General features: G+C 64.4%; 1 pseudogene. It reads left to right on the forward strand.

Annotation, left to right across the window (positions count from 1 at the left end):
* Nucleotides 1–113: 113 nt before the first annotated feature.
* Nucleotides 114–343, forward strand: a pseudogene (locus ACFHVL_RS31515) (transposase); the annotation flags it as partial.

The raw sequence follows: 343 nt of genomic DNA on the forward strand, positions 1-343 counted from the left end.
CCGCAGGCCAGCCAGCAAGGTAGCGTGAGATCAACTTACCGACCCTGTCCGTCAAACCGGGTCAACCCCAGCCGTTGATCTTCTTGCCGTTATGCCGGGATCGGCATAACGCCAAGAAGATCGTAGGCCGCAAACGCGGCATCATCACCGACACCCTCGGACTGCTCCTCGCCGTCATCGTCACCGCCGCCAGCGCCAGCGACAACGCCATCGGCGCAGACCTGCTCGACCAGGCCACCACCACCTACCCCACCCTGACCAAGACCTGGGCCGACGCCGGCTTCAAGAACCGCGTCGTCGAACACGGCGCCGCACTCGGCGTCGACGTCGAGATCGTCACCAA

The sequence above is a fragment of the Micromonospora sp. LOL_023 genome (assembly GCF_048060115.1).
In the GTDB taxonomy this organism is placed as follows: domain Bacteria; phylum Actinomycetota; class Actinomycetes; order Mycobacteriales; family Micromonosporaceae; genus Micromonospora_E.